Raw genomic sequence first — 24,030 nt, 5'->3', positions numbered from 1 at the left:
GTTTCACGTGAAACAACGCCCTCAGCACACATCCGGCGGGGTGGTGTTTCACGTGAAACACCACCCCGCCGGGCTCAGTCCTGCCTCGCCCACCATTCCTTGAGCGCCGCCACAGCGGCGTCCCGCTCCATGGGCCCGTGCTCCAGGCGCAGCTCCAGCAGGAACCCGTACGCCTTGCCGATCACCGGTCCGGGGCCGACATCAAGGATCCGCATGATGTCGTTGCCGTCCAGATCGGGGCGGATCGAGTCGAGCTCCTCCTGCTCCTGCAGCAGGGCGATGCGCTCCTCCAGCCCGTCGTAGGTGCGGGAGAGCGCGTTCGCCTTGCGCTTGTTCCGGGTCGTGCAGTCCGACCGGGTCAGCTTGTGGAGACGCTCCAGCAGCGGCCCGGCGTCGCGCACGTACCGGCGCACCGCGGAGTCGGTCCACTCGCCGTCGCCGTACCCGTGGAAGCGCAGGTGCAGCTCCACCAGTTTCGACACGTCCTTGACCAGCTCATTGGAGTACTTGAGCTCGGTCATGCGCTTCTTCGTCATCTTCGCGCCCACCACCTCGTGGTGATGGAAGGAGACCCTGCCGTCCTTCTCGAAGCGGCGGGTCCTCGGCTTGCCGATGTCGTGGAGCAGCGCGGCCAGACGCAGTACGAGATCGGGGCCGTCCTCCTCCAGGCCGATGGCCTGCTCCAGGACGGTCAGCGAGTGCTCGTAGACGTCCTTGTGGCGGTGATGCTCGTCACTCTCCAGACGCAGAGCGGGAAGCTCGGGCAGCACATGCTCGGCCAGCCCCGTGTCGACCAGGAGTCCCAGCCCCTTGCGCGGGTGCTGGGAGAGCAGCAGCTTGTTGAGTTCGTCGCGGACCCGCTCGGCGGAGACGATGCCGATTCGCGCGGCCATCTCCGTCATGGCGGTGACGACGTCGGGGGCGACCTCGAAGTCGAGCTGTGCGGCGAAGCGGGCCGCGCGCAGCATGCGCAGCGGGTCGTCGGAGAAGGACGCCTCAGGCGTGCCCGGAGTGCGCAGCACCCGCTCGGCGAGGTCCTTCAGGCCTCCGTACGGATCGACGAACTCCTTCTGCGGCAGGGCCACGGCCATCGCGTTGACCGTGAAGTCGCGGCGCACGAGGTCGTCCTCGATGGAGTCGCCGTAGGAGACCTCCGGCTTACGCGAGGTCCGGTCGTACGCCTCGGACCGGTAGGTCGTGACCTCGATCTGGTAGCCGTCCTTCTGGGAGCCGACGGTACCGAAGGCGATCCCGACCTCCCACACCGAGTCGGCCCAGGGCCGGACGATCTTGAGTACGTCGTCGGGGCGGGCATCGGTGGTGAAGTCCAAGTCGTTCCCGAGTCTGCCCAGCAGTGCGTCGCGGACCGAGCCGCCGACCAGGGCGAGCCCGAAGCCGGCCTCCTGGAATCGACGGGCGAGGTCGTCGGCGACCGGGGACACCCGCAGCAGCTCACTCACCGCGCGGTGCTGCACCTGGCTCAGTGCACTGGCGTTCTCATCGTTGGCGTTCGGCACAACAGAAAAGGGTACGTGCACGGACCGGCCGAGGCGTCATCGTTTACGAGGACCCTGCGGGACAGCCGCGATCATGTGCGATGGACCCCAGCACTTCGGCCCGCCGCACCTCGTTACCATGCGGGGACGCAGGACCGAACGATCGACAGCATCTGACGACGACAAGGGACGGGTAAGCGCGTGGCCGAGGCGGCAGACTTTCAGGGGACGCGTCCCTCTCCTGCCCGCCGGTGGCTCCGGCTCACGGCCTCCGCGGTGCTCGGAGCGCCGCTGCTGGCCGGTCTCCTGGCCGTTCCGGCCGCCGGTGCCGCCCCGGCCGTCGAGCCCGCCAAGGCCCCTACGGGCTCCCGCACCGTCGATGTGTCCCTGGACACGCTCTCCCCGAGTGTTCCCGCCGAGGACGACACCCTGACCGTCTCCGGAACGCTCACCAACAAGGGCAAGGAGACGATCAGCGGCGCCGAGGTCGATCTTCGGGTCGGCCCCCGGCTCTCCGGCCGGGGAGAGGTCGACGACGCCGCCAAGCGCTCCACGTATGTTCCCGGCGTCGACCCGGTCACCGTCGGGGACAAGTACACGGTGAAGTTCCCCGAACTCGCCAAAGGGATCAGCCAGGACTTCACACTCACCGTGCCCGTCGACAAGCTGGGCCTGGACGACCCGGGCGTCTACCAGCTCGGCGTCTCGGTCTCCGGCCGTACGACCACCACCCCCTACGAGCAGGTGCTGGGCATCGAGCGCTCGTTCCTGCCCTGGCAGCCCGAGGCGAGCGACAGCAGGACCAAGCTCACCTTCCTCTGGCCGCTGATCGCGTCTCCCCACGTCACGGCGGAGACCCGCTCGGACGAACAGCAGACACCCGTGTTCACCGACGACGACCTGGCCAAGGAGCTGGCGCCCGGCGGGCGGCTGGAGCGGATGGTGTCCCTGGGTAGCCGGCTCCCCGTGACCTGGGTCGTCGACCCGGACCTCCTGGCGAGCGTCGCGGCGATGGCGGGGAGGTACGAGGTCGAGTCGGGTGACACGACCGTCCCGGGCAAGAACCAGACCGTCGCCAAGCGGTGGCTCACCGCTCTGGAGAAGGTGGTGGAGGACGGCAAGGTGATCGCGCTGCCGTTCGCCGACCCCGACCTGGCATCCATCGCGCACCGCGGAAAGAACGTCTCCGGGACGCTCAGCCGTCTGCAGAACGCCTCCGCAGTGGCCGCGACCACGGTGGAGACCATCCTCCATGTGAAGCCGTCCACCGACTTCGCCTGGCCCGTGAACGGCGCGGTGGACTCCTCCATCGTCGATGTGGCGACCTCGGCGGGCGCCCACAACGTGATCGCCCGCAGCGACAGCTTCCGGGAGACCACACGGCTTCCGTACACGCCGACCGCGGCGCGGCCAATCGGCGGCGGGACCACCGCGGTCGTCGCCGACGCACGGCTGTCGACCTTGTTCGACGGCGACATGTCGAGGGCTGGCCCCTCCACCCTCGCGGTCCAGAAGTTCCTCGCCCACACCCTCGCGCTGACCGAGCAGGCGCCCGACAACGAACGCAGCATCGTCGTGGCCCCGCCGCGCATGCCCTCCACCGCGCAGGCCCAGACGATGGCCCGCGCCCTGGAGGGCCTGACGGGCAACCGCTGGACGCAGCCCCTCGACCTCGTCGCCGCCGCCGAGGTGAAGCCCGACCCGAGGGCCACCTCCAGGGTCCTGCGGGCCGCCGCGTACCCGAAGAAGCTCCGCGCCCAGGAACTGCCCACACAGGCCTTCCAGGACATCCGCACCACCCAGGGCTCACTCGACAGCTTCGAGACGATCCTGACGCAGCCCGAGCGCGTGGTGACGCCCTTCGGCAACGCCGTCAACCGCTCGATGTCGACGTCCTGGCGCGGACGGCCCCTGGAGGCGCAGCAGTACCGGAACGCGGTCCGCGACTACCTCCAGAGCCTCACCTCCGAGGTGCAGCTCATCAAGAAGTCCGACGTCACCCTCTCCGGGCGCAGCGCGACGATCCCGGTCACCGTGCAGAACAAACTGGTGCAGGACGTGGACCGGCTGGTTCTCCGGCTGACCTCGGACAACATCCGGCTCAAGTTCAACGACGACGGGACCACGGCCGAACTGCCGGTCAGCATCGCCGGCGGGCACAGCCAGTCGGTGAAGTTCGACACGGCGACCAGCGCCAACGGCCGGGCCCAGGTGACCGCCCGGCTGTTCACGGAGGACGGCACCCAGTACGGCGAGGCGATGACCTTCACCGTGAAGGTCTCCGAGGTGACGCCCACCGTGCTGCTCGTGATCGCCGGCGGACTTCTGCTCCTGGTGCTGGCAGGCATCAGGATGTACAGCCACCGCAAGCGCGCCGTGGCAAGCGACACGACGGACGGCAACGGCGACGGACCCGAGCAGCCGAGTGACCCGACTCCGGACACCGGTCCGGAAAGCGGGGCCCCGTCGGGAACGGGTGAGAAAGTGGACCGTTGAGCGATGTCTGTCGTGGCCGGTCGGCCGGGGACGATGAGGTAGGGGTTTCGATGAACGCGCCGTACGACGGTGACCGCGGGCAGGGCGCGGGCGGAGCAGCGTCTCCGAGCGGCCCTCCGGTTCCTCCGGGCGCGGGCCAGGACGGCTCCGTGCCGCCGGACCCGTATCTCCAGCACGCCTACGAGGACGACCCCTACCGGGCGCGGGACCTGGCCGCCCAGGACCCGGTGGGCGAGGCGCTCTACGACCGCGCCGCGCACCCCCCGCCGCCTCCCGGCACCTACCAGGAGCCGGGGCCGCTCTACCAGCAGCCGCCCGCCGCCCCGTACGCCCCCGACCCGCGCATCTGGGCCCAGCCCCCGCCCCCCGAGCCGGCGGGGCCCTCCCGGCACCTGCCGTACGGGGACCGCCCGGAGACCACGCAGTTCGTCGGCGTCGACGACCTCGTCACCCAGGCGTCGGACGACCGGCAGGAGCCGGACGCCTTCGCCCACCTCTTCCGGGACCAGGAGGCGTCGGGGAAGCCTCCGGCGCCGCCCCAGCCCGAACCGGCTCCCGCACCCGCGCCCGCCAAGGGCGGCGGCGGCAAGGTCTCCGGACTCCTCAAGTCCAGCGCGGTCATGGCCGCCGGCACCCTCGTATCCCGGCTCACCGGATTCGTGCGGTCCCTGGTGATCACCGCCGCACTCGGCGCCGCGCTGCTCGGCGACAGCTTCACCATCGCGTACACGCTGCCGACGATGATCTACATCCTCACCGTCGGCGGCGGCCTGAACTCGGTCTTCGTCCCCCAGCTCGTCCGCGCCATGAAGGACGACGAGGACGGCGGCGAGGCCTTCGCCAACCGGCTCCTGACCCTGGTGATGGTCGCGCTCGGCCTGATCGTCGCCGCCGCGGTCCTCGTCGCGCCGGTGCTGATCCAGCTGATGTCCAACACGATCGCCGACGACGTGTCCGCCAACAGTGTGGCCGTCACGTTCGCCCGGTACTGCCTGCCCACCATCTTCTTCATGGGTGTGCACGTGGTGATGGGCCAGATCCTCAACGCCCGCGGCAAGTTCGGCGCGATGATGTGGACCCCGGTCCTGAACAACATCGTCATGATCATCACGTTCGGGCTGTTCATCTGGGTCTACGGCACCTCCGCCGAATCGCGGATGGGCGTCGACACCATCCCGCCGGAGGGCATCCGCCTGCTCGGCATCGGCACCCTGCTCGGACTCGTCGTCCAGTCGCTGGCGATGATCCCCTACCTGCGCGAGACGGGCTTCCGCTTCCGCCCCCGGTTCGACTGGAAGGGCCACGGGCTCGGCAAGACCGTCAAGCTGGCCAAGTGGACCGTGCTGTTCGTCCTGGCCAACCAGGCGGGCGTCCTGGTCGTCACCCAGCTCGCCACTGCGGCCGGCAAGCTCTCGGGCAAGGACGGCACCGGGTTCCTGGCCTACTCCAACGCCCAGCTGATCTGGGGCATGCCGCAGGCCATCATCACCGTCTCGGTCATGGCCGCGCTGCTGCCCCGGATCTCCCGGGCCGCCCATGACAACGACCCCGGCGCGGTCCGCGACGACATCTCGCAGGGACTGCGCAACTCGGCCGTCGCCATCGTGCCGGTGGCCTTCACCTTCCTCGCGCTCGGCCTGCCGATGTGCACCCTGCTGTACGCCTCCAGCGGCGCCGAGGCCGCCCGCTCCATGGGCTTCATCCTCATGGCCTTCGCGCTCGGCCTGATCCCGTACTCCGTGCAGTACGTCGTGCTCCGCGGGTTCTACGCCTACGAGGACACCCGCACCCCGTTCTACAACACGGTCATCGTGGCCGCTGTCAACGCCGCTGCCTCCGCGCTCTGTTACATCGTCCTGCCCGCCCGCTGGGCCGTCGTCGGCATGGCCTTCTCCTACGGCCTGGCCTACGCGGTCGGCGTCGGCGTCGCCTGGCGGCGGCTGAGCAACCGGCTGGGCGGCGACCTGGACGGCGCGCACATCGTCCGGACCTACGCCCGTCTCTGCATGGCCGCGGTGCCCGCCGCCCTGGTCGGCGGCGCCGTCGGATTCGGGATCCTGGAACTTGTCGGCCCCGGCGCTTTCGGCTCGTTGGTCGCGCTGATCTGTGGCGGCGCCCTCCTCCTGGGCATCTTCTTCGCCGCGGCGAAGAAGATGCGCATCGAAGAGGTCAACGGCCTGGTCGGCATGGTCCGTGGACGGCTCGGACGCTGAGTGAGCGCCCGCCCGCACAACCATCGCCGCGCTCCGCGTGTCGTGCATAGCGCTGGAGTGTGGGCACAATTGGCGTGACTGTGCAGAGCTGGCTGGCATCGCGCAACGGATGGGGAGGCAGGAACGACGGTGGCGGAACGTAGCACGGCCGCCGTCGACGTGGCCGACAACAGCGGCGACGAGCCGCTGACCGCCAAGGCGGACGAGGCCACGTCCGACGGGACGGCGCAAGCCGAGGACACCAAGGGCGCGAGCCCCAAGGACACCCAGAGCACGGACGGTGAGCGGGAGCGTTCCGAGGCCGTTCCGGCGTCACCCGATCTGCACAGCGGTCACAAACTCGCCGGGCGCTACCGCCTGGAGGAGTGCGTCACCCGTCTGGACGGCTTCAGCAGCTGGCGCGCGGTCGACGAGAAGCTCCGCCGGGCGGTGGGCGTCCACCTGCTGCCCGCGGACCATCCGCGGGCCCGCTCGGTGCTGGCCGCCGCCCGCTCCTCCGCCCTGCTCGGCGACCCCCGCTTCGTCCAGGTCCTGGACGCCGTCGAGGAGAACGACCTCGTCTACGTGGTCCACGAATGGCTGCCGGACGCCACCGAGCTCACCGCTCTGCTGGCCACCGGGCCGATGGAGGCCCACGACGCCTACCAGCTCGTCATCCAGCTCTCCCAGGCGATGGCCGCCGCCCACCGCGAGGGACTGGCCCATCTGCGCCTCACCCCCGGCGCGGTCCTGCGCAGCTCTACCGGGCAGTACCGCATCCGCGGCCTCGCCGTGAACGCCGCCCTGCGCGGCATCACCGCCGAACGCCCCCTCCGTACGGACACCGAGGCCATCGGCGCCCTCCTGTACGCGGCGCTGACCCACCGCTGGCCGTACGGGAGCGACGCCCACGGGCTCGCCGGGCTGCCCAAGGGCATGGGGCTCATCGCCCCGGACCAGGTCCGGGCCGGCGTCCACCGAGGCCTCTCCGAGCTCGCCATGCGGGCGCTCGCCAACGACGGCGCCACCGCCTCCCGGCAGGAACCGCCCTGCACCACCCCGGACGAGCTGGCCAGGGCCGTCGCCGCCATGCCACGCATCCTTCCTCCGGAACCCACGTTCACCGCCCCGCCGGCATACCAGCGCACGACCTATCAGCAGGGCACGTACGGACGCCCGTCCTCCCACCCGTCCGCCGTCACCCAGCCCGTGATGCCGGCCCCTCCGCCCCCGCTGCAGAGCCGTGCCGGCCGAGCACTCAAGTGGACCGTCTCGGCGCTCCTCATCGCCGCGCTGGGCCTCGGAAGCTGGCAGCTCGCGGAGGCCCTGCTCGACCGGACCAAGGGCTCCGACGACACCGGCGTCACCGAGCCGAACGAGAACGACAAGAACAAGGACGGCAAGCCCGCGCCGTCCGCCGAACCTCTGGACATCGCGGGGGCCACGGAGTTCATGCCCGATGGCTCCGGCATCAGGCAGCGGATGGTGCCGAACACCATCGACGGCAATCCCGGAACCCACTGGGTCACCCCGCGGTACGAGAACTTCGCCAACTTCGGCAACCTCCCCCAGCGCAAGCAGGGCAGCGGAATCATCGTCGACCTCGGCAAGGTGCGGGACGTCTCCGGCATCGACGTGTCCATGTACCGGAAGGGGCAGACGACGACCGTGCTCGCCGCTTCCCCGGACGCCTCGTCCCCGTCCACGACGGCCGACTTCGACCAGCCGATCGTCAAGCGGACCGTCTCGGGAAAGAAGATCGAGGAGAAGCTCGACAAGCCCGTCCGTACCCGCTACGTCCTGATCCACATCACGGAACTCCCGTCGGACGGAACGGGCGGATACCGGGGCGGCATCACCGACATCTCCGTCCTCGGCTGATCCACCATCCCGCTACTGTGGGGCGGACCGTTCGCCCACCGAGCGCCCGCGACGCCAGGGTTGCGGCTGTCATACCCGTGACGGCAGGCTTCTCCCCGTCGCACCGCTTCGCCGGGCGCGGCCCACATGTGACATCGGATCCGGTTCGGAGGGGGAGCACGGTGGAGTCCGTTCCACCCGCGGCACCGAGCGACTCGGACCTGCTCGCCCAGCATGTCGCGGGCGACCCCGACGCCTTCGGTGAACTCGTACGCCGCCACCGCGACCGGCTCTGGGCCGTGGCGCTGCGCACCCTGGGGGACAGGGAGGAAGCAGCCGACGCCGTCCAGGACGCCCTCGTCAACGCCTTCCGCGCCGCCCACACCTTCCGCGGCCAGTCCGCGGTCACCACCTGGCTGCACCGGATCACCGTCAATGCCTGCCTCGACCGGGTCCGTAAGGCCGCCTCCCGCAAGACGTCCCCGGTGGACGACGCCGAACGGCTCGATCAGCTCCTGGAGCCCCACGAATCGGCCGAGGCCCCCGCCGTGCGGCAGGACCTCCACCGCCAGCTCCAGGAAGCCCTGGCCACGCTGCCCGCCGAGCAGCGGGCGGCCCTCGTCCTCGTCGACATGCAGGGCTACCCCGTCGCTGAGGCGGCCAGCATCCTTGAGGTGCCGACCGGCACCGTGAAGAGCCGATGCGCCCGGGGCCGCGCGAGACTGGCCCCCCTGGTCCGCCATCTGCGCGCGGGAACCGGGGGGCAGACCCCCGGCAGGGAGAACGACGGGGCCGGAAGGAACCGGACGCCCGGAGCATCCGTCCCATCTGCGTCAGGCCCCAGAGACGCAGGAGCAAGCGATCCTGCCACTACGAAGGGAGGAGGTGGGCGCCCGTGACATCCACGGCCGACACGGCTCAGCACCCGGAGGTCTCCGAGATCTCCGATCTCGCCGAGGGACTGCTCTCTCCTTCCCGTACGGCGGAAGTCCGGCAGCACGTCGCGGGGTGCGACCTCTGCTCCGAGGTCGCTGACTCCCTGGAGGAGATCCGGGAGATGCTCGGATCGATGCCCTCCTCCGAGCCGATGCCCGAGGACATCGCCGCCCGCATCGACGCGGCCCTCGCGGCGGAGGTCCGCCCCATCGCTCCCGCCGTGGACGAGCCGGTCGTTGTTTCACGTGAAACAACGACCGCCGAAGACACGACGACCGACCGTGCGACCAGTGAGCCCACTCCCAGGAGCGTCGGCACCCCCGCCCCGGACCGTCCAGCGGGCCGGTCCCCCGCCGCTACCGGCCCTGGCCGCCGTCCCGCCCGCCGTCGTCGGCGTGCTGTGGTCCTCGGCACCGCGTTCGGCACTGCGGTCATCGGGATGAGCGTCTTCCTTCTTCAGTCCATCGCCCCCTCCGGCGATGCCTCGAAGACCACGGCCGACAGCGGAGTCAGCGCCTCGGAAAGCGGTGCGCACGCCTACGCCGACGGCACACTCGAAGCCCGGGTGCAGGACCTCCTCGGCGGCAGGGCGGGCCAGGAGAGCCAGGGCGCCAAGAAGGTACCGCCCCACGCGGACACCAAATCGACGAGTGAGGCCCTCACTCCCGACGCCGAGGCGTCCAGGAGCCCCTTCCAGGCCTCTGCCGTCGCCGTTCCCCCTTGTGTCCAGCAGGCCACCGGCCGCACCACCCCGGCCCTCGCCCTCGACAAGGGGACGTACCAGGGAACGAACGCCTACCTCGTCGTCCTTCCGCACCCGAGCGACCCCTCACGCGTACAGGCCTACCTCGTGGCCGCCTCCTGCGTGGACACCGCCCCGGAGTCCACCGGGCAGCTGCTGCTCACCCGCGCCTACCACCGCCCCTGAAAGCCGTCCGCGACCGCCGCGGCACGTTCGGGAATGCATCGGCCGTAGGATCCGTTGGGTGGGGTGAGAGTCGTTGAACCGACCCCGTAAGCAGTTAGGCAGTCTGCAGAAACGAGGAAGAAACCCGTGAGCGACGTCCGTAATGTGATCATCATCGGCTCCGGACCGGCCGGGTACACCGCCGCGCTGTACACCGCCCGCGCCTCGCTGAACCCGTTGGTCTTCGAGGGCGCCGTCACGGCCGGCGGTGCGCTGATGAACACCACCGACGTGGAAAACTTCCCCGGCTTCCAGGACGGCATCATGGGCCCCGAGCTCATGGACAACATGCGGGCCCAGGCCGAGCGCTTCGGCGCCGAACTGATCCCCGACGACGTGGTCTCGGTCGACCTCACCGGTGACGTCAAGACCGTCACCGACACCGCGGGCACCGTCCACCGCGCCAAGGCCGTCATCGTCACGACCGGCTCACAGCATCGCAAGCTCGGACTGCCGAACGAAGACGCCCTCTCCGGACGCGGAGTCTCGTGGTGCGCCACCTGCGACGGCTTCTTCTTCAAGGACCACGACATCGCCGTGATCGGCGGCGGCGACACCGCGATGGAGGAGGCGACCTTCCTCTCCCGCTTCGCCAAGTCCGTCACGATCGTCCACCGCCGTGACACCCTGCGTGCCTCCAAGGCCATGCAGGACCGGGCCTTCGCCGACCCGAAGATCAAGTTCGCCTGGGACAGCGAGGTCGCCGAGGTCAAGGGCGACCAGAAGCTCTCCGGTCTGACCCTGCGCAACACCAAGACCGGCGAGACGTCCGAGCTGCCCGTGACCGGACTGTTCATCGCCGTCGGTCACGACCCGCGCACCGAGCTCTTCAAGGGCCAGCTGGAGCTCGACGACGAGGGCTATCTGAAGGTCGAGGCGCCCTCCACCCGTACCAACCTGACCGGTGTGTTCGGCGCCGGAGACGTGGTCGACCACACCTACCGTCAGGCCATCACGGCAGCGGGCACCGGCTGCTCCGCCGCCCTGGACGCCGAGCGTTTCCTCGCGGCCCTGGCCGACGCGGAGCCCGCCGAGCCGGAGAAGATCCCGGCCATCTGAACGTCCGCACCGCACCCCACTACCCCGAGAGACTAAGGAGGCCGCCGTGGCCGGCGACCTGAAGCACGTTACGGATGACACCTTCGACGAGGTCGTCCTCAAGAGCGACAAGCCCGTTCTGGTGGACTTCTGGGCCGCCTGGTGCGGCCCGTGCCGCCAGATCGCCCCGTCGCTGGAGGCGATCGCAGCAGAGCACGGCGACCAGATCGAGATCGTCAAGCTCAACATCGACGAGAACCCGGCCACCGCCGCCAAGTACGGTGTGATGTCCATCCCGACCCTGAACGTGTACCAGGGCGGCGAGGTCGCCAAGACCATCGTCGGCGCCAAGCCGAAGGCCGCGATCCTCCGCGACCTCGAGAGCTTCATCAGCGCGTAACCGCGCAGTAGTTCCTCGGCGCAATGTTTCACGTGAAACGGGCCCACCCCCTCAGAGGGTGGGCCCGTTTCGCATGGCGGTCGGCAGCGGCCCGGCCGACCTCACAGCGGCCGCAACACCGGATCCTTCTGGACCGCCCCCAGAAGCCGGTCGAACGCCATCTCCACGTCTTCCTTCCAGGAGAGCGCCGTCCGCAGATCCAGCCTCAGCCGTGGGTACACGGGATGGGGCCGCACGGTCTTGAAGCCGACGGCCAGCAGATGATCCGCAGGGAGTACGCACGCGGGTTCCTGGGACCGCGTGTCTCCGAACGCCTCAATCGCCTTGAAGCCCCGGCGCAGAACGTCCTTGGCCACCGTCTGCACCATGACACGGCCCAGCCCCTGGCCCTGGTATTCGGGAATGATCAGCCCGGTGATGAGCTGCACGGAATCGGGGGAGACCGGACTGGTCGGAAAAGCTGTCGAACGGGGGACGTACGCGGGCGGGGCATACAGCACGAAGCCGGCCGGCACGTCGTCCACATAGATCACGCGGCCGCAGGAGCCCCACTCCAGGAGGACCGCAGAGATCCAGGCTTCCTTCTCCAGCTCCGGCTTGCCCGCCTTTACCGCAGCTTCCCCACTGACCGGGTCAAGCTCCCAGAAGACGCACGAGCGGCAGCGCTCGGGGAGATCCGGAAGGTTGTCCAGGGTGAGTGGTACGAGCCGACGCCCCATGACGGCGATTCCTCACTTCCTTCGCCCGCCGCATCACGTGCGGCTGCCAGCGCGCTCCGTTCATGAAACAGGCTGCCGACGAACCCCCCGACAACACCCAGGCCCAGCCCGACCGTGACGAGCCGACTGCGGCTCACTCTTCGCAAGGCCTCCGCCCTCCTCCGAGGTCGATCACCGTGGATGCGCCGTCCCAGAACGCATCGTATCCACCCAGAGGTGATGCGGATAGCGAGAGAGAGCAAAGGGCGGACCGTGTTCCGGTATGCACCGGCGCACGGACCGCCCTTTCACGGGTCCCGCTGCTCAGCCCTCGTCCTCCTCGGACGTCTCGGCGAGCCGACGCTCCAGCACACGGCCCTCGCCCGGGGCGAGACTGCCGAGAATCCGGTCCAGATCCTCCATCGAGGCGAACTCCACGACGATCTTGCCCTTCTTCTGCCCCAGGTCGACCTTCACCCGGGTCTCGAAGCGGTCGGACAGACGGGTCGCCAGATCGGTCAGGGCGGGGGACAGACGGCCGCCTGCTCTCGGACCCTTGGGCTTCGGAGAGCTCGTGGGTCGCGAGCCCATGAGCGTCACGATCTCCTCGACCGCACGCACCGAAAGCCCCTCGGCCACGATCCGGTGGGCCAGCCGGTCCTGCCCCTCGGAGTCGTCCACGGACAGCAGGGCACGGGCATGGCCGGCCGAGAGAACCCCCGCGGCGACCCGGCGCTGCACCGGAGGCGAAAGCCGCAGGAGCCTCAGCGTGTTCGTCACCTGCGGACGGGAGCGGCCGATCCGGTCGGCCAACTGGTCATGGGTGCACTTGAAGTCCTTGAGCAGCTGGTCGTACGCGGCGGCCTCCTCCAGCGGATTCAGCTGAGCCCGGTGGAGGTTCTCCAGCAGCGCGTCCAGCAGCAGCTTCTCATCGTCCGTGGCGCGGACGATGGTGGGAATCCGCTCCAGACCCGCTTCACGGCAGGCCCTCCACCGACGCTCACCCATGATGAGCTCGTAGCTGTCCGGGCCCGCCTTCCGGACGACGACCGGCTGGAGAAGACCGACTTCCTTGATGGAGACGACCAGCTCGGCCAGCGCGTCCTCGTCGAAGACCTCACGGGGCTGGCGGGGGTTCGGGGTGATCGCCCCGATCGCCAGCTCGGCGAAGTACGCGCCGGACGTCCCGGCATCCTGCTCGGCCCGGTCCTCCGGGGCGGAGGCCGGCTCCGGCACCACGGGGACGGACGGCAGCGCGGTCACCTTCGCTGCGGCCACCCCACGCTCCGTCGTCAGAACCGGACTCATGCCGGACGCGGCCGCGCCGCCTCCGTGCGCCGATGCCTGCTTCTCCTGGGGAGCGGCGGGGATCAGCGCACCGAGCCCACGCCCCAGCCCTCTACGACGCTCACTCACTGAATGCCCTCCGAAACGTTCTGCTGGCTGTTCTGACTGCTCGTGTGGGCGTGCTGAGCCTCGTAGTGCACCCCGACCCCCCGCAGAGCGATCTCCCGGGCGGCTTCGAGGTACGAGAGCGAACCACTGGATCCCGGGTCATAGGTCAGCACGGTCTGCCCGTAGCTCGGCGCCTCCGAGATGCGCACCGACCGGGGGATGCTCGTCCGCAGCACTTCCTTGCCGAAGTGAGTACGGACCTCCTCGGCGACCTGGGAGGCGAGCCTCGTCCGGCCGTCGTACATCGTCAACAGGATCGTCGAGACGTGCAGATCCGGATTCAGATGGCCCCGCACCAGGTCGACGTTCCGAAGAAGCTGCCCCAGTCCTTCCAGCGCGTAGTACTCGCACTGGATCGGGATCAGCACCTCGGCCCCGGCCACCAGCGCGTTCACCGTCAGCAGGCCCAGGGAGGGCGGGCAGTCGATGAGGATGTAGTCCAGCGGCTGCTCGTACGCCTGGATGGCTCGCTGAAGCCTGCTCTCCCGTGCCACCAACGAGACCAGCTCGATCTCCGCACCGGCGAGATCGATGGTGGCGGGGGCACAGAAAAGACCTTCGACGTCCGGTACGGGCTGGACCACCTCGGAGAGCGGGCGGCTCTCCACCAGGACGTCGTAGATCGAGGGAACATCGGCATGGTGATCGATGCCCAGAGCCGTGGAGGCGTTGCCCTGCGGGTCGAGGTCGACCACCAGAACGCGCGCACCGTGCAGCGCCAGGGAAGCGGCGAGGTTGACCGTCGTGGTCGTCTTGCCGACTCCGCCCTTCTGGTTGGCCACCACCATGACGCGGGTGCGATCAGGACGGGGCAGCCCTTCGCCGGCGCGGCCGAGGGCCTCGACCGCCAGCTGAGCGGCACGGCCGATGGGTGTGTCGTCCATCGGCGGCGGTGTTTCACGTGAAACACCCTCACCCACGGACTCGGTTCGGGGACCGGGGACCGGGTCGGTCATCGGTCCCGCGATGTTGGCGTCGGACCGCAAGGATTCACTCTCCTCGACTTCAGGCTCGCAATGAACAGAGCCTGCCATGCTTTCGGGGTCGTGAACCAGCGAGGCCCGCTGTTCTGTGGATGGATCCGTGCGTGTGGACAACTCGGCAACCCGTCCGGGCTTGCGGTCGCGCGGCGTGGCGGCCGCACGACCGCGGCCGATGATTCCCTGCAGCAGAGAGCGACGTTTCACGTGAAACACGATGCCCCCGCGGAGCAACTACCAGGCCACGACACTCCGCACGAGGTACGTATCGCTACGTTACGGAAGAACTACCGCTAAGCGGCACAAAAGGCCATAGATTCCGTATACCGGACGACCGATCGGGACCCTGGCCGAACGGCAACGGCACGCTGCGATGCCCCTCAGCGACGCCTGCGCGTGCGGCCCGTCCGGGCCGCCTTGGCCCTCTTTGCGGCGAACCTCACACCGCCCGGACTCTCGCCCACCACGACACGGACCACGGTGGAGAGCGGATCGACCACGCCCTCGCCGACTTGGAGCACCTCGGTCTCCAGCACACCGAGCTTGCTGAGCGCGGCCCTGGCGCCGTTGAGCTCCTCCTCGGCGGTGTCCCCCTTGAGCGCGAGCATCTCCCCGTACGGCTTCAGCAGGGGCACACCCCAGCCGGCCAGCCGGTCCAGCGGCGCGACCGCACGGGCGGTCACCACCTGAACGGGCTGAAGTGTCCCGAGGACCTCCTCGGCCCGGCCGCGCACGACCGTCACATGGTCCAGGCCGAGCAGCTCGACGACCTCCTGGAGGAAGTTCGTCCGCCGGAGCAGCGGCTCCAGCAGGGTGATCTTGAGATCGGGGCGCACCAGCGCCAGCGGGATTCCGGGCAGACCCGCGCCCGAGCCCACATCGCAGACGGTGACGCCTTCGGGCACGACCTCGGAGAGCACCGCACAGTTCAGCAGGTGCCGCTCCCACAGCCGGGGCACTTCACGCGGCCCGATCAGGCCTCGCTTGACCCCGGCATCCGCAAGAAGCTCCGCGTACCGGACAGCCTCCGGGAAGAGCTCTCCGAACACCGCCTGTGCCTCCGCAGGTGCCTGGGGGAGCTCTGCTGCCTCCGTCACGGGGACCGTCCTTCCATACCGCACTAGCGCACTGTGGGTGGCTGACTTTCAGGCTGACAAAGATCGGCCCCGCCTGCGAACAGACGGGGCCGACAGTACAAGGATCCGGTCAGGCCGGGAGAACGACGACGAAGCGCTGCGGCTCCTCGCCCTCCGACTCGCTCCGGAGACCGGCTGCGGCGATCGCGTCATGCACGACCTTGCGTTCGAACGGCGTCATCGGGTCCAGCTTCACCGGCTCGCCCGAGCTCTTGACCTCGTCCGCGGCCTTGGCACCCAGCTCCGCGAGGATCTCGCGCTTCTTGGCCCGGAAACCGCCGATGTCCAGCATCAGACGGCTGCGGTCGCCGGTCTCCCGGTGGACGGCCAGCCGCGTCAGCTCCTGGAGCGCCTCCAGGACCTCACCGTCGCGGCCCACGAGCTTCTCGAGGTCGCGTGCCGACTCGCTGATGATCGACACCGCGGCCCGGTCCGCCTCGACGTCCATGTCGATGTCGCCGTCGAGGTCGGCGATGTCGAGCAGTCCCTCAAGGTAGTCGGCCGCGATCTCGCCCTCCTGCTCCAGGCGGGTCAGGGTGTCGCTGCCGGCCTCAGCGGCGGCCGTGGAAGTGGTGCCTTCCGTCACGGATGGACTCCTTCTTACTTCTTGGACGGGTGCTTGGGCCGCTGCGGGCCCTTGCGCTGTCCGGACTTGGCTTGGCGTGAGGAGCCGGAGGCGGGCTTGCCCGCCGACTTCGGCTGGTCGTCCTGCGGTGCGTCCTGCTTCTCGAGCGAGGTCTTGGAGCCGGCTGCCGCAGGCTCCGAGTCCTTGGCTCCACCGGCCGTCTGGCGCTTCGCCTTGGTCTGGCGCTTGGGCTGCTGACGCTTGTGCGCCTGGCTGCCCTCGGCGTCGGCGGCGGCCGTCTCGCTCTTGTGCACCGTGCCGTCCTCCTGGGCCGCGAGACCCAGCTTGCCGAGACCGGTGATGAACTTGCGCTCGATGTCGTTGCGGTCGGGACCCTTGGCGACGATCGCCTTGACGGTGTTGCGCCGAGTACGGCCGCGTACCTGCCCGTGGGAGGCCACGCTCTTGAGAACCCGCTGGAGGTAGGCGTCCTGCGCCTTGCTGCCCGGCGTCGGGTTCTGGTTGATCACGTACATCTGCTGACCCATGGTCCAGACGTTCGTGGTCAGCCAGTAGACGAGGACACCGACGGGGAAGTTGATGCCCATCACGGCGAAGATGACCGGGAAGATGTACATCAGCATCTTCTGCTGCTGCATGTACGGGGTCTTCACCGTCAGGTCGACGTTCTTCGTCATCAGCTGGCGCTGGGTGAAGAACTGCGACGCGGACATCAGCACGATCATGATCGCGGTGATGATCCGGACGTCCAGCAGATCGGCGTTGAGCGAGGTGACCTTCTCGACGCTGTCCGTGAACTTCGCGGCGAGCGGGGCACCGAAGATGTGGGCCTCACGGGCGCTGTCCAGCAGGTCCTGGTTGATCGCCCCGATCTTCTTGCCCGAGGCGATGGACGAGAGCACGTGATACAGGGCGAAGAAGAACGGGGACTGCGCCAGGATGGGAAGACACGAGGAGAGCGGGTTGGTGCCCGTCTCCTTGTACAGCTTCATCATCTCTTCGGACTGACGCTGCTTGTCGTTCTTGTAGCGCTCCTGGATCGCCTTCATCTTCGGCTGGAGCACCTGCATGTTGCGGGTCGACTTGATCTGCTTCACGAAGAGCGGGATCAGGCAGATCCGGATCAGCACCACCAGGGACACGATCGACAGACCCCAGGCCCAGCCGGAGTCGTCGCCGAAGAGCGCCCCGTAGATCTTGTGGAACTGAACGATGACCCATGAGACAGGTGTGGTGATAAAGCTGAACAGACTGGCAATCGTGTCCACTAATCAGGCTCCTTGAGCATTGGGCGAGGTCTCTGCGGCCGGGCTCGGAGGTTCGGAGACCGACCCCCCGGACGGCACATCAGCGGCGGACTCCCCGCCCTTTTCGCCGCGCAGGGCATTGCGCAGCAGCTCGTGCCACCGTGGGCGCTTGCGTGGCGGAACATGATCCACACCGCCGGGTGACCACGGATTGCACCGCAAGATACGCCAGGCTGTCAGCGCTGTTCCCTTGATGGCACCGTGCCTGTCGATCGACGTATATCCATAGTGGGAACACGACGGGTAGTAACGGCAGACAGGTCCCAGGAGTGGACTGATCGTCCACTGGTACAGCTTGATGAGAGCAAGCAGCGGATACTTCATCGCGCGCCCCCTCCCAGCAGCCGCTGAAGAGCGGCGTCCAGGTCTCGGGCCAGCTGTGCATGGTCAGCGTCGCCCGCACCGGGCAGCGCCCGTACGACAACAAGGCTACCGGGGGGCAGCTGAGCCAGCCGGTCGCGGACCAGGTGGCGAAGCTTCCGCTTCACCGCGGTACGGACGACGGCGCCCCCCACGGCCTTGCTGACAACGAAACCCGCACGCGGCGGGGGAACAGTCTCCCCCGTCACGTGCGGGTCCGTTTCACCGCTGCGTAGATGGACGACGAGCAGCGGACGTCCGGCTCGACGTCCTCGTCGTACCGCGGTCGCGAAGTCCTCGCGCCGCCTCAGCCGATTCTCGGTAGGCAGCACGTCATGGACCTGTAAGCGATATCAGGCGGACAGGCTGCTGCGGCCCTTGCCACGGCGGTTCGCGAGAATCGCACGGCCGGCACGGGTACGCATACGCAGCCGGAAGCCATGGGTCTTGGCGCGACGACGGTTGTTCGGCTGGAAGGTGCGCTTGCTCACTCGGGGGCTCCAGAACTGATTCGTGTGTTGGCGGGACATCGCCTGGCTGTCACCGTGCGCCCACGAGGAACTCGCGTAAACGCCTTAGTGCACCGCTTCACAATCACAGATCGTGATCTTTGCCCATCGGAGGCAGGCGGCAGCAGCCATCGACAACTCGACCTGGTCACGGTACGCGCGGCTACGCCATCCGGTCAAACCGGCTTCGCGTGACCCCTCATTGTGCACAGCCTGTGGACAACAACTTGAACCGCGCGGGTCGGCCTGACTACCGTGGCTGAACTCCGGTTCTTTTCCTTCCCGACTGCCGGGCCTCACCCGACCCGACCCATCCCGTCCCGAGAACCACACATTCGTGGGACATGCGAGAGAGCGTGCCTTGTGGCTGACGTACCTGCCGATCTTGCCGCAGTGTGGCCGCGAGTGCTGGAACAACTCCTCGGGGAGGGTCAGCAGGGCATCGAGCCGAAGGACAAGCAGTGGATCGAGCGCTGCCAGCCGCTGGCACTCGTCGCCGACACCGCGCTGCTGGCCGTTCCCAATGAATGGGGCAAGCGTGTCCTGGAGGGCCGGCTCGCGCCGCTCATCAGCGAGACCCTGACCCGCGAGTGCGGCCGCCCCATCCGCATCGCGATCACCGTCGACGACTCCGTGGGCGAGCAGCCCGCTCCGCCGTCGCCCCCGATGCACCAGTCGCACCAGAGCCAGCAGGGCCACCGCTACCCGGCGCAGCAGCCGCGTGAGGACGCCCAGCGCAACGACGCGTACGACGGATACGGCCACCGGCCCTCCGACGACGGGATGCCGACGGCCCGGCCGGCCTACCCCGACTACCAGCAGCAGCGCCCGGAGCCCGGCGCCTGGCCGCGTACCCAGGAGGACCTCTCCTGGCAGCAGCCGCGGCACGGCGGGTACCAGGACCGCGAGCAGCCCCCCGGCGAGCCGTACCGCGAGAGCGAGTCCTACCGGGAGAACGAGCAGTACCGGGAGCAGCCCTCCGAGCAGTGGCGCGAGCCGTACGGCACCGGGCGCCCCCAGCAGCCGCAGCACGACTACCGCTCGCAGCCGCCCGAGCACCAGGGGTACGAGCAGCAGCGTCCCGACCGGCAGGACCAGCAGCCGCAGCACCGCCAGGGCGGTCACGGCCCCGGGCGGACCGGCGGATCGGTTCCCGGTCCGATGGGCGCGCAGCCGGCCCCCGCGCCGGGACCGGGCGAGCCGCACGCCCGGCTGAACCCGAAGTACCTCTTCGACACCTTCGTCATCGGGGCGTCCAACCGGTTCGCGCACGCCGCGGCCGTCGCCGTCGCCGAGGCGCCCGCGAAGGCGTACAACCCCCTCTTCATCTACGGGGAGTCGGGGCTCGGCAAGACCCACCTGCTGCACGCCATCGGGCACTACGCGCGGAGCCTCTACCCGGGGACCCGGGTGCGGTACGTGAGCTCGGAGGAGTTCACCAACGAGTTCATCAACTCCATCCGCGACGGCAAGGGCGACACCTTCCGCAAGCGCTACCGCGACGTGGACATCCTGCTGGTCGACGACATCCAGTTCCTGGCGAGCAAGGAGTCGACGCAGGAGGAGTTCTTCCACACCTTCAATACGCTGCACAACGCGAACAAGCAGATCGTGCTCTCCTCGGACCGGCCGCCCAAGCAGCTGGTGACGCTGGAGGACCGGCTGCGCAACCGCTTCGAGTGGGGCCTGACCACCGATGTCCAGCCGCCCGAGCTGGAGACCCGGATCGCGATCCTGCGCAAGAAGGCGGTGCAGGAGCAGCTCAACGCCCCGCCGGAGGTCCTGGAGTTCATCGCCTCGCGGATCTCGCGCAACATCCGTGAGCTGGAGGGCGCCCTGATCCGGGTGACCGCCTTCGCCTCCCTGAACCGGCAGCCGGTGGACCTCGGGCTGACCGAGATCGTCCTGAAGGACCTGATCCCGGGCGGCGAGGAGTCGGCGCCGGAGATCACCGCGCCGGCCATCATGGCGGCCACCGCGGACTACTTCGGCCTCACCGTGGACGACCTCTGCGGATCCTCGCGCAGCCGGGTCCTGGTGACGGCGCGCCAGATCGCCATGTATCTCTGCCGGGAGCTGACCGACCTCTCGCTGCCGAAGATCGGTGCGCAGTTCGGCGGCCGCGACCATACGACGGTGATGCACGCGGACCGGAAGATCCGGGCGCTGATGGCGGAGCGCCGCTCCATCTACAACCAGGTCACCGAGCTGACCAACCGCATCAAGAACGGCTGACGCCGGCTTCGAGCGGCCGGCACCTGCTTACCCGGGCTTCTCCGGGAGCGCTTCTCAGGGCGTCTGCCGCGGACCTCCACGGTCCGCGGCAGACGCCTTTCCGCGTTCCCGGAGCCCGTGGAAGGCCTTCCCAGCAGCCCGGCGAATGCGTTCCCGCCGCCCGTGGAAGGGGTGCCCAGGCCCCGTCGAAGGCGTGCCCGGAGCCCGTGGAAGGGATTCTCAGGGCCCGTGGAGGGGTTCCCGGCGCCCGTGGAGGGGTTCCCGGAGCCCGTGGAAGAGGCCCCAGGGCCGCCGGAAGAGGCTCCCGGCGCCTGCGACGAGCCCTCCCGAGCGTCACCGAGGCCCGCGACGAGTGCCCCGACGGACCCGTGCTGTTCGAATACGGGCTGCTCAGAGGCCCTTCTCCACAGATGTGCGGGAAATCTTCCGTCCACAGCCTGGGGACTGGGAAGTTGTCCATATTGTGTCCACAGGGCGCGCTGCCGATACTCCATCAGGCCAGGTCACGTGGTTGGGGATTTGTGGTCAACCGCTGTCCACAGGCTGTGGACAGTTTTTTCGTCCACAAGGGGCCATCGAGGTTGTCCACCGGCAGCCCACAGGCTGAGCCCTGTTGTCCCCAGCTTCGCCCGGCTTCTCCACACCTCTGTCCACTGTTCGGCAACGCAACACACGCTCTCACCGCCCGGAGTGAACCGCGTCACACCAAGGTGGTCGGTTGGGCTGTGGGGAACATGGGTAAAGCTGGGGACAGGCCTGGGGAGAAGTGGCCCCCTCCTGTGCATCGGGTGTGCAGAACTTTCGCCCGTCCACAGAAAGCCCCGGTTGTCCACGGGCGCCACCCACAGGACCGGTGGACAAAAAACCGTTGCTGACCTGCGCAAACGACGTTATCCACGGTATCCACAAGGCCTACTACTACTACCACCCAGAGTTAGCCAGGAATCAGCTTCGAAGTGGGTCCTGTGTACAACTCGGCCTTCGACCGCCGCGGAGCTCCTGGCCCGACTTGACCCCGAGCAGCAACGACTGTCGGTGCCGTACGTCAGACTGGACCCCGGAGCCTCCCCAGCCCTCGGCAGGGAGCTCCGGTCCAGACGACGAAGGCCAGCAGGGCGAGCGAGCAACAGCAGGAGGCGGTTCCGGTGAAGATCCGGGTGGAGCGCGATGTACTCGCGGAGGCGGTGGCCTGGGTGGCCCGCAGCCTCCCGGCCCGTCCGCCGGCGCCCGTTCTCGCGGGCCTTCTGCTGAAGGCCGAGGACGGGGCTCTCAGCTTCTCCAGCTTCGACTACGAGGTCTCCGCCAGGGTCTCCGTCGACGCGGAGATCGACGAGGACGGCACGGTGCTCGTCTCCGGCCGGCTGCTCGCCGACATCTGCCGCGCCCTGCCCAACCGCCCGGTGGAGATCTCCACCGACGGTGTGCGGGCCACGGTCGTCTGCGGCTCCTCCCGCTTCACCCTCCACACCCTGCCGGTGGAGGAGTACCCCGCGCTGCCGCAGATGCCGACCGCCACGGGCACCGTCCCCGGCGAGGTCTTCGCCTCGGCCGCCGCCCAGGTCGCCATCGCCGCGGGCCGTGACGACACGCTGCCGGTGCTCACCGGTGTGCGGATCGAGATCGAGGGCGACACGGTCACCCTCGCCTCCACCGACCGCTACCGCTTCGCGGTCCGTGAGTTCCTGTGGAAGCCGGAGAACGCCGACGCGTCGGCGGTCGCCCTGGTGCCGGCCAAGACTCTCCTGGACACCGCGAAGGCGCTCACCAGCGGCGACACGGTCACCCTGGCGCTCTCCGGCTCCGGCGCGGGCGAGGGTCTGATCGGTTTCGAGGGCGCCGGACGCCGGACGACCACGCGTCTGCTCGAAGGCGACCTGCCGAAGTACCGCACGCTCTTCCCGACCGAGTTCAACTCCGTCGCGGTGATCGAGACGGCCCCCTTCGTCGAGGCCGTCAAGCGTGTGGCCCTGGTCGCCGAGCGCAACACCCCCGTACGGCTCAGCTTCGAGCAGGGCGTCCTCATCCTGGAAGCCGGTTCCAGTGACGACGCACAGGCTGTGGAGCGCGTCGACGCGGTGCTGGAGGGCGACGACATCTCGATCGCCTTCAACCCGACGTTCCTGCTGGACGGTCTGAGCGCGATCGACTCCCCGGTCGCCCAGCTCTCGTTCACCACGTCCACCAAGCCCGCCCTGCTCAGCGGCCGCCCGGCCGTCGACGCCGAGGCGGACGACGCGTACAAGTACCTGATCATGCCGGTGCGCCTCTCCGGCTGATCCCGGCATCCCCCGGCCGATCGGGGGACGTATGCGCGGCAGTTTCCGGCGGGCCCGCTCGGCGCGGAGCGGGCCCGCCGTGCTGTCCCCGGCCGGGCGTAGGCTCGGTCCTGGGCGCACCTGCCCCGACGCTTATCGCCACGACGCTTAAGGAATCTCTGATGGAGCTCGGTCTCGTCGGCCTCGGCAAGATGGGCGGCAACATGCGCGAGCGCATCCGCCGCGCAGGCCACACCGTCATCGGTTACGACCGCAACCCGGATGTCGCCGATGTCCACAGCCTCGAAGAGCTTGTGGGCAAGCTGAAGGGCCCGCGGGTCGTCTGGGTCATGGTCCCGGCCGGTGCCGCGACGCAGTCCACGATCGACGAGCTGGCCGAGCTGCTCTCGCCCGGCGACGTCGTCGTCGACGGCGGGAACTCGCGGTGGACCGACGACGAGAAGCACGCCGTCGAGCTGGGCCTCAAGGACATCGGCTTCGTCGACTGCGGTGTCTCCGGTGGCGTCTGGGGCCTGGAGAACGGCTACGCCCTGATGTACGGCGGCACCGAGGAGAACGTGGCGAAGGTCCAGCCGATCTTCGACGCACTGAAGCCCGAGGGCGACTTCGGCTCCGTGCACGCGGGCAAGGTCGGCGCCGGCCACTTCGCGAAGATGGTCCACAACGGCATCGAGTACGCCATGATGCAGGCCTACGCCGAGGGCTGGGAGCTGCTGGAGAAGGTCGACTCCGTCACCGATGTGCGCGAGGTCTTCCGCTCCTGGCAGGAGGGCACGGTCATCCGTTCCTGGCTGCTCGACCTCGCGGTCAACGCGCTCGACGACGACGAGCACCTGGACAAGCTCCGGGGCTTCGCCGCCGACTCGGGCGAGGGCCGCTGGACGGTGGAGGCCGCGATCGACAACGCGGTGCCGCTGCCCGCGATCACGGCGTCGCTGTTCGCGCGGTTCGCCTCGCGTCAGGACGACTCCCCGCAGATGAAGATGATCGCCGCGCTGCGCAACCAGTTCGGCGGGCACGCGGTCGAGAACAAGAAGTAGCCCCGCCGCACCACCAGGAAAAGCGGCACCAGCACCAACAGCGGAACAGAAAGGCCCGGGAGG

At 69.0% G+C, this 24,030-nt stretch carries 20 protein-coding genes; 10 read left to right on the top strand and 10 right to left on the bottom strand.

From position 1 onward, the window contains the following. Positions 1-74: 74 nt before the first annotated feature. Positions 75-1,517: a CCA tRNA nucleotidyltransferase gene (locus ACGF2Y_RS03575; protein ID WP_392942927.1), complete on the bottom strand. Its 1,443-nt coding sequence runs from the start codon at positions 1,515-1,517 to the stop codon at positions 75-77. Between the two features lie 180 nt (positions 1,518-1,697). Between ACGF2Y_RS03575 and ACGF2Y_RS03570 the strand changes: the two genes are divergently transcribed. From ACGF2Y_RS03570 to trxA, 7 genes are all read left to right on the top strand, one after another. Next, complete coding sequence (locus tag ACGF2Y_RS03570) at positions 1,698-3,992, top strand: DUF6049 family protein (RefSeq protein WP_392942926.1); 2,295 nt, start codon at positions 1,698-1,700, stop codon at positions 3,990-3,992. A 50-nt stretch (positions 3,993-4,042) separates the two neighbouring features. Beyond that, entirely contained in the window at positions 4,043-6,205 is a 2,163-nt protein-coding gene (gene murJ / locus ACGF2Y_RS03565) for a murein biosynthesis integral membrane protein MurJ (RefSeq protein WP_392942924.1), read from the top strand. A gap of 129 nt (positions 6,206-6,334) precedes the next feature. Further along, positions 6,335-8,065, top strand: coding sequence for a protein kinase family protein (locus ACGF2Y_RS03560; protein ID WP_392942922.1), 1,731 nt, complete (start codon positions 6,335-6,337; stop codon positions 8,063-8,065). A 161-nt stretch (positions 8,066-8,226) separates the two neighbouring features. After that, the gene (gene sigM / locus ACGF2Y_RS03555; protein WP_392942920.1) at positions 8,227-8,943 is read left to right on the top strand and encodes an RNA polymerase sigma factor SigM; all 717 of its coding nucleotides are present in this window, start codon (positions 8,227-8,229) and stop codon (positions 8,941-8,943) included. Continuing rightward, complete coding sequence (locus tag ACGF2Y_RS03550) at positions 8,940-9,908, top strand: anti-sigma factor family protein (RefSeq protein ID WP_392942918.1); 969 nt, start codon at positions 8,940-8,942, stop codon at positions 9,906-9,908. Before sigM ends, ACGF2Y_RS03550 begins: the two co-directional genes overlap by 4 nt. Before the next feature lie 126 nt (positions 9,909-10,034). Beyond that, the gene (trxB, locus tag ACGF2Y_RS03545; RefSeq protein WP_392942916.1) at positions 10,035-11,006 is read left to right on the top strand and encodes a thioredoxin-disulfide reductase; all 972 of its coding nucleotides are present in this window, start codon (positions 10,035-10,037) and stop codon (positions 11,004-11,006) included. 46 nt (positions 11,007-11,052) lie between these two features. Next, positions 11,053-11,385, top strand: a complete 333-nt coding sequence (trxA, locus tag ACGF2Y_RS03540; protein ID WP_392942914.1) for a thioredoxin — start codon at positions 11,053-11,055, stop codon at positions 11,383-11,385. 101 nt (positions 11,386-11,486) lie between these two features. Here trxA and ACGF2Y_RS03535 read toward each other — a convergent pair whose 3' ends face one another. From ACGF2Y_RS03535 to rpmH, 9 genes are all read right to left on the bottom strand, one after another. Beyond that, complete coding sequence (locus ACGF2Y_RS03535) at positions 11,487-12,104, bottom strand: GNAT family N-acetyltransferase (protein ID WP_392942912.1); 618 nt, start codon at positions 12,102-12,104, stop codon at positions 11,487-11,489. 303 nt (positions 12,105-12,407) lie between these two features. Beyond that, entirely contained in the window at positions 12,408-13,499 is a 1,092-nt protein-coding gene (locus tag ACGF2Y_RS03530) for a ParB/RepB/Spo0J family partition protein (RefSeq protein WP_392942910.1), read from the bottom strand. Continuing rightward, complete coding sequence (locus tag ACGF2Y_RS03525; RefSeq protein WP_078585112.1) at positions 13,496-14,572, bottom strand: ParA family protein; 1,077 nt, start codon at positions 14,570-14,572, stop codon at positions 13,496-13,498. The genes ACGF2Y_RS03530 and ACGF2Y_RS03525 overlap by 4 nt, the downstream gene beginning before the upstream one ends. Before the next feature lie 326 nt (positions 14,573-14,898). Then, a complete protein-coding gene (rsmG, locus tag ACGF2Y_RS03520) occupies positions 14,899-15,615 on the bottom strand; it encodes a 16S rRNA (guanine(527)-N(7))-methyltransferase RsmG (RefSeq protein WP_392942908.1) in 717 nt (238 codons plus the stop codon). A 109-nt stretch (positions 15,616-15,724) separates the two neighbouring features. Further along, entirely contained in the window at positions 15,725-16,240 is a 516-nt protein-coding gene (locus ACGF2Y_RS03515) for a protein jag (protein ID WP_392942906.1), read from the bottom strand. 14 nt (positions 16,241-16,254) lie between these two features. Then, positions 16,255-17,508 carry a membrane protein insertase YidC gene (gene yidC / locus ACGF2Y_RS03510; RefSeq protein WP_392942904.1) on the bottom strand — a complete coding sequence of 418 codons (1,254 nt, stop codon included), beginning with the start codon at positions 17,506-17,508 and terminating at the stop codon, positions 16,255-16,257. Positions 17,509-17,511: 3 nt separating this feature from the next. Then, positions 17,512-17,871, bottom strand: coding sequence for a membrane protein insertion efficiency factor YidD (gene yidD, locus ACGF2Y_RS03505; protein WP_006125986.1), 360 nt, complete (start codon positions 17,869-17,871; stop codon positions 17,512-17,514). Further along, entirely contained in the window at positions 17,868-18,239 is a 372-nt protein-coding gene (gene rnpA / locus ACGF2Y_RS03500; protein ID WP_006125985.1) for a ribonuclease P protein component, read from the bottom strand. The genes yidD and rnpA overlap by 4 nt, the downstream gene beginning before the upstream one ends. Positions 18,240-18,260: 21 nt before the next feature. Next, positions 18,261-18,398: a 50S ribosomal protein L34 gene (gene rpmH, locus ACGF2Y_RS03495; protein ID WP_003967884.1), complete on the bottom strand. Its 138-nt coding sequence runs from the start codon at positions 18,396-18,398 to the stop codon at positions 18,261-18,263. 381 nt (positions 18,399-18,779) lie between these two features. Between rpmH and dnaA the strand changes: the two genes are divergently transcribed. From dnaA to gnd, 3 genes are all read left to right on the top strand, one after another. Then, positions 18,780-20,651, top strand: a complete 1,872-nt coding sequence (dnaA, locus tag ACGF2Y_RS03490; protein WP_392942902.1) for a chromosomal replication initiator protein DnaA — start codon at positions 18,780-18,782, stop codon at positions 20,649-20,651. A 1,145-nt stretch (positions 20,652-21,796) separates the two neighbouring features. Next, positions 21,797-22,927 (top strand): DNA polymerase III subunit beta, encoded by a 1,131-nt coding sequence (dnaN, locus tag ACGF2Y_RS03485; protein ID WP_003967886.1) that lies wholly within the window; start codon positions 21,797-21,799, stop codon positions 22,925-22,927. Between the two features lie 161 nt (positions 22,928-23,088). Further along, complete coding sequence (gene gnd, locus ACGF2Y_RS03480) at positions 23,089-23,967, top strand: phosphogluconate dehydrogenase (NAD(+)-dependent, decarboxylating) (RefSeq protein ID WP_392942901.1); 879 nt, start codon at positions 23,089-23,091, stop codon at positions 23,965-23,967. Positions 23,968-24,030 lie beyond the last annotated feature (63 nt).

This window comes from Streptomyces sp. NPDC048142, from assembly GCF_043202835.1.
Classification (GTDB): Bacteria; Actinomycetota; Actinomycetes; order Streptomycetales; family Streptomycetaceae; genus Streptomyces.
This window is presented reverse-complemented; position numbering and strand designations above follow the sequence as displayed.